At 73.9% G+C, this 1,297-nt stretch carries 2 protein-coding genes; one reads left to right on the forward strand and one right to left on the reverse strand.

Annotated features, from left to right (window positions below):
* On the forward strand, positions 1-1,088 hold a 1,088-nt coding region (locus tag ACFPZL_RS13325; protein ID WP_382335852.1), incomplete at its 5' end, for a Dyp-type peroxidase.
* Positions 1,089-1,107: 19 nt separating this feature from the next.
* Here ACFPZL_RS13325 and ACFPZL_RS13330 read toward each other — a convergent pair.
* The coding region (locus tag ACFPZL_RS13330; RefSeq protein WP_382335854.1) for a hypothetical protein at positions 1,108-1,297 on the reverse strand (190 nt) is incomplete at its 5' end.

The following is a 1,297-nucleotide window of genomic DNA, read 5'->3' on the forward strand; positions in this document are numbered from 1 at the left end:
CGTCCGGCTGCGAGGCGGAGCCGTTCGGCGGCGAGGTGCTCCCCTGCCACGGCGCGCATCAGGCCGGCGTCGTGACCCCGCCCGGGGCGAACATCCGCTACCTGGCCTACGAGCTCCGCGACGAGACCGACGCGGACGCGCTCGGCCGCATGTTCCGCATCCTCACCGGCGACATCGAGGGACTGACCTCCGGCGTGGCACCGCTCGCGGACCCGGAGCCCGAGCTCGCCGCCCGACCGGCCCGCCTGGCGATCACCGTCGGCATCGGGCCGGAGGTGCTGCGACGAGTCGCCGCGGATCCGGCACCGGACTGGCTCGGCCCGCTCCCCGTGTTCTCGCGGGATCGTCTCGGCACCGGCTACGACGGGGGCGACCTGCTGCTCGTGGTGCAGGCGGACGACGCGACGGCGGTCGCCCACGCCGCACGGATGCTCGACCGCGATCTCGCGAGCTTCGCACGACCCCGGTGGCGGCAGCACGGCTTCCGACAGGCGCGCGGCGCCGAGTCGGAGGGCACGACCACGCGCAACCTGATGGGTCAGCTCGACGGCACGGTGAACCCCGCGCCGGCGGACGAGGATTTCGCCTCCCTCGTCTGGCTCGGCGAGGAGAGCGGCCCGCTCGCCGGCGGCACCGCGCTCGTACTGCGCCGGATCCGCATGGAGCTCGACACCTGGGATCAGGTCGACCGCCCGGGTCGGGAGCAGTCGGTGGGGCGCCGGCTCTCGGACGGCTCGCCGCTCAGCTCGCCCCCGGGCAGCGGCGAGCATACGCCGGCCGATTTCGCGGCGAGGGACGAGCTCGGACTCAGCGCGATCCCGGTCGCCGCGCACATCCGACGCGCGCACTCGAGCAACCCGGCGGAACGCATCTTCCGACGGTCCGACAACTACGACGACGGCACGGAGGCCGGGCTGCTCTTCGCCTGCTACCAGCGCGATCCGCTCACCCAGTTCGTGCCGATCCAGCGCCGGCTCGACGAGGTCGATCTGCTGAACGAATGGGTCACGCACGTCGGATCAGCCGTGTTCGCCATCCTGCCGGGGTTCCGCGCCGGCGAGACGCTCGGGGGAAGCCTCTTCGCGTGAACAGGCGGTCGGCGTCCGCTCAGGCGCGTGCCGGGGCCGGTGGATCGAGCGCCTCGATCACGACGCCCAGCCGTGCCGCGCGCTCCGCGACGTCGGCCGCCGCCGCTGCGCTCTCGAAGACGGCATAGCCCTGCGAGTGCCCCCGCGTCCGACTCCTCCGGCGGTCCGCTGCGGACGGTCTCCATCCCGGTGAGGCCTGCCGCCGTCTC

Origin of the sequence: Leucobacter soli (assembly GCF_042659205.1) — a bacterium.
Taxonomy (GTDB): Bacteria; Actinomycetota; Actinomycetes; order Actinomycetales; family Microbacteriaceae; genus Leucobacter; species Leucobacter soli.